This is a genomic window from Mesorhizobium sp. M7A.F.Ca.CA.004.04.2.1 (assembly GCF_004022825.1).
GTDB lineage: Bacteria > Pseudomonadota > Alphaproteobacteria > Rhizobiales > Rhizobiaceae > Mesorhizobium.
The window spans coordinates 1-3,949 of the sequence record NZ_RZPH01000561.1; the positions used below are offsets into that span (position 1 = coordinate 1).

At 64.9% G+C, this 3,949-nt stretch carries 3 protein-coding genes and 1 pseudogene; all 4 read left to right on the forward strand.

Translation table 11 applies throughout. The features are described 5' to 3' along the window. Positions 1-1,112: glycoside hydrolase family 15 protein (locus tag EN893_RS22565; RefSeq protein ID WP_245490882.1), on the forward strand; the 1,112-nt coding region annotated here is incomplete at its 5' end. Between the two features lie 63 nt (positions 1,113-1,175). Continuing rightward, positions 1,176-2,189 carry a phosphogluconate dehydrogenase (NAD(+)-dependent, decarboxylating) gene (gene gnd / locus EN893_RS22570; protein ID WP_127267461.1) on the forward strand — a complete coding sequence of 338 codons (1,014 nt, stop codon included), beginning with the start codon at positions 1,176-1,178 and terminating at the stop codon, positions 2,187-2,189. Between the two features lie 22 nt (positions 2,190-2,211). Then, the gene (gene zwf, locus EN893_RS22575) at positions 2,212-3,588 is read left to right on the forward strand and encodes a glucose-6-phosphate dehydrogenase (RefSeq protein WP_127267460.1); all 1,377 of its coding nucleotides are present in this window, start codon (positions 2,212-2,214) and stop codon (positions 3,586-3,588) included. 12 nt (positions 3,589-3,600) lie between these two features. Further along, positions 3,601-3,949 (forward strand): annotated as a pseudogene (locus tag EN893_RS22580) (ROK family protein); the annotation flags it as partial.

The window sequence follows — 3,949 nt, forward strand, 5'->3', positions numbered from 1 at the left end:
GGGAAGAGGATGCCGGCTACAGCCCGTTCACGCTCGCCGTCGAAATCGCCGCACTGCTTGCCGCGGCAGACCTGCTCGACGCCTGCGGCAAGACAGACGCCGCGACGTATCTGCGCGAGACATCAGACGTCTGGAACGACCAGGTCGAGCGCTGGACCTACGTCACCGGCACGGCGATCTGCAGTCAAGTCGGCGTCGAAGGCTACTATGTCCGCATAGCACCACCCGACAGCGCCGAGGCCGGTTCGCCGAAGGACGGCTATGTCCCGATCAAGAACCGGCCGCCTGGCGACACCGACCGGCCGCCCGAGGAAATCGTCAGCCCGGATGCACTGGCACTTGTCCGCTTCGGTCTGCGGGCGGCTGACGATCCGCGCATGACAGACACGGTCAAGGTCATCGACGCGCAATTGCGCTGCGATCTGCCGCAAGGGCCGCTCTGGTACCGCTACAATGGTGACGGCTATGGCGAGCACGAAGACGGCGCGCCTTTCGATGGCACCGGCCAGGGTCGCCCCTGGCCGCTGCTGGCCGGCGAACGCGCCCACTATGAGCTGGCGGCTGGGCGCAGGGAAAAGGCAGCCAGCCTGCTGGCAGCGCTGGAAGGCTCGGCCGGACCGGGCGGCCTGTTGCCGGAGCAGGTCTGGGACGGCGCCGATCTGCCGGAACGCGAACTGCTGCACGGCCGACCCTCGGGCAGCGCCATGCCGCTGGTCTGGGCGCATTCGGAGCATATCAAGCTGCTGCGCTCGCTGCGCGACGGCGCGGTCTTCGACATGCCGCCGCAAGGCGTCAAGCGCTATATCGAGGACAAGACCGTATCCTCGTTCAGGACCTGGCGGTTCAACAACAAGATCCGCACCATGCCGGAGGGCAAGACGTTGCGCGTCGAATTGTTGGACCCGGCTACAGTTCACTGGAGCACCGACAACTGGGCGACCGCCCATGACAGCCAGACGGTGGAGAACGCCTTCGGCATCCATCTTGCCGATCTGCCCGCGGCAAGCCTCCCCGAGGGAAGCACGCTGCTCTTCACTTTTTTCTGGCCCGGGACCGGCGATTGGGAGAATGTCGACTTCTCCGTCATATCGGGCGACCAAGATGGCCAGTAGATCACAGCCAGTAGACCTTCCCTCGATAACCCCGCAAATCTCGTAGAAAACAGGGACGAAACCATGCAGATCGGAATGATGGGACTGGGCCGGATGGGCGCCAACATGGTCCGGCGCCTGATGCGCGACGGCCACGAATGCGTCGTCTACGACATCAACCCGGCCAGCGTCGCCGCCCTGGTGACCGACGGCGCGTCAGGGGCGGCCTCGCTGGAAGAATTCGTCGGCAAGCTGGCCAAGCCGCGCTGCGTGTGGCTGATGCTGCCGGCGGCGATCACCGGCAGGATCATCGATCAGGTGGCGGCCCTGATGGAGCCCGGCGACATCGTTATCGACGGCGGCAATTCCTACTACCACGACGCCGTCGACCAGGCCGCGAAACTGGCCGGCAAGGGTATCCATCTTGTCGATGTCGGCACCAGCGGCGGCGTCTGGGGCCTGGAGCGTGGCTACTGCCTGATGATCGGCGGCCCCGACGTGGCGGTGCAGCACCTCGATTCGATCTTCGCCACGCTGGCACCGGGCGCCGACGTCGGCGCCAATCCGCCTGGGGATGCCGGCACCGCGCCCTTTGGCTATCTGCATTGCGGACCGAGCGGTGCCGGCCACTTCGTCAAGATGGTGCACAACGGCATCGAATATGGCGTCATGGCCGCCTATGCCGAAGGCATGAACATCCTGAAGTCGGCCAATGCCGGCAAGCGGCAACGGACGGCGGACGCCGAGACCAGTCCGCTGGAAAACCCGCAATACTACCAGTTCGACATCGACCTTCCGCAGGTGGCCGAGGTCTGGCGGCATGGCAGCGTTATCGGCTCCTGGCTGCTCGACTTGACGGCCGGCGCCTTGAAAAGCGATCCGGGCCTGGTGAATTTCGGCGGCCGCGTTTCGGATTCCGGCGAAGGGCGCTGGACGCTGAAGGCGGCGATCGACACCGGCGTGCCGGCTCCGGTGCTGTCCTCGGCGCTGTTCGACCGCTTCTCCTCGCAGGGCGAATCCGAATTCGCCGACAAGCTGCTCTCCGCCATGCGCTATGCCTTTGGCGGCCATGTCGAGAAGCCGAAGGCCGGCAAGTGACGACACGGGGGGAGACACGCGCATGAGCCAGGAACGGTCCGACACGCTGGTGCTCTTCGGGGCAACCGGCGATCTCGCCCACAAGAAGATATTTCCAGCCCTTTACCAGATGGTCGCCAAGGGCACGCTCACCGAACCGGTGATCGGCGTCGCCTTCGATGCCTGGGACCTCAAGCAATTGCAGGCGCGCGCGCGTGACGGCATCGTCAATGCGCTCGGCAAGATCGACGAGAAAGCGTTCGCCAAATTCGCCTCGCTGCTGCGCTACGTCAGCGGCGACTACCGTGACGGAGCGACGTTCGAGAAACTGAAAAACGCCCTCGGCACCGCGCAGCGGCCGCTGCATTACATGGCGGTGCCGCCGACCATGTTCGAGACCGTCGTCCAGGGGCTGGAGCAATCAGGCACGGCGCATGGCGCGCGGCTGATGGTGGAAAAGCCCTTCGGTCACGATCTGCAATCGGCGCGCTGGCTGAACCGGGTCCTGCATCTGGTGTTCGACGAACAGTCGATCTTCCGCATCGACCATTACCTGGGCAAGGAAGCGATCCAGAACCTGCTCTATTTCCGCTTCGCCAATTCGCTGCTCGAGCCGATCTGGAACCGCAACTACGTCGAGAGCGTGCAGATCACCATGGCCGAGGATTTCGGCGTCGAGGGACGTGGCCGCTTCTATGACGATGTCGGCTGCATCAGGGACGTCATCGAGAACCATCTGCTCAACATCCTTTTGCTGCTTGCCATGGAGCCGCCTGTCGGCCGTTCCGCCGACGACCTGATCGATGAGAAGGTGCAGGTGCTGCGCGCGATCAGGACGCTGACAAAAGACGATGTCGTGCGTGGCCAGTTCACCGGCTATCTCGCCGAGCCCGGCGTGGCGCCGAACTCGCCCGTCGAGACCTTCGCGGCGGTGCGTTTCTTCGTCGACACCTGGCGCTGGCAGGACGTGCCGTTCTTCATCCGCGCCGGCAAGAACATGCCGGTGCATGTCACCGAAGTGGTGGTGCGGCTGAAGCGGCCGCCGCTCGATGTCTTCGATCCGATCAAGCCCGCCGACCAGAACTACGTCCGCTTCCGCATCGACCCACAGGTGGTGATCGCCATCGGAGCACAGCGCAAGGCGCCGGGCGACGACATGATCGGCGAGCAGGTCGAACTGACGGCGCTCGACGATTCAAAGGGCGACATGCCGCCCTATGAGCGCTTGATCGGCGACGCCATGAACGGCAACGGGCAGTTGTTCACCCGCCAGGACGCCAGCGAACTGGCCTGGCGCATCGTCGGCCCGGTGCTTGGCGACACCACGCCGCCGCATCTCTACGAGCCGCTCACATGGGGACCGGCGGACGTCATGGCCGGGTTCGGGCCGCCCAATGGCTGGATCGATCCGGTGAAGTGAGAGGACCACACGATGGCCAAGGCGGTGAAGCAACCTGCATCGGGCACCGAGAAGCCGGACACTGAAAAGATCGTGCTCACGATCGGCATCGGCGGCTCGCACGTCAAGATCCTCACCAGCGCCGGCGGCGAGGAGCGCCGCGCCGATTCGGGGCCGGGCCTGACGCCGCAGCAGATGATCGACGTGGTCAACAAGCTCGCCGAAGGCCTGTCCTACGACGTCGTCTCGATGGGCTATCCCGGCCCGGTCAATCACAACAGGCCGCTCGCCGACCCCGCCAATCTCGGCAAGGGCTGGGCTGGATTCGACTTTGCGGGCGCGTTCGGCAAACCGGTGAAAGTGGTCAATGATGCGCTGATGC

Excerpts from the sequence above, each read along its gene's own strand:
- gnd (WP_127267461.1), top strand. The coding sequence starts at position 1,176 with ATGCAGATCGGAATGATGGGACTGGGCCGGATGGGCGCCAACATGGTC.
- zwf (WP_127267460.1), top strand. The coding sequence starts at position 2,212 with ATGAGCCAGGAACGGTCCGACACGCTGGTGCTCTTCGGGGCAACCGGC.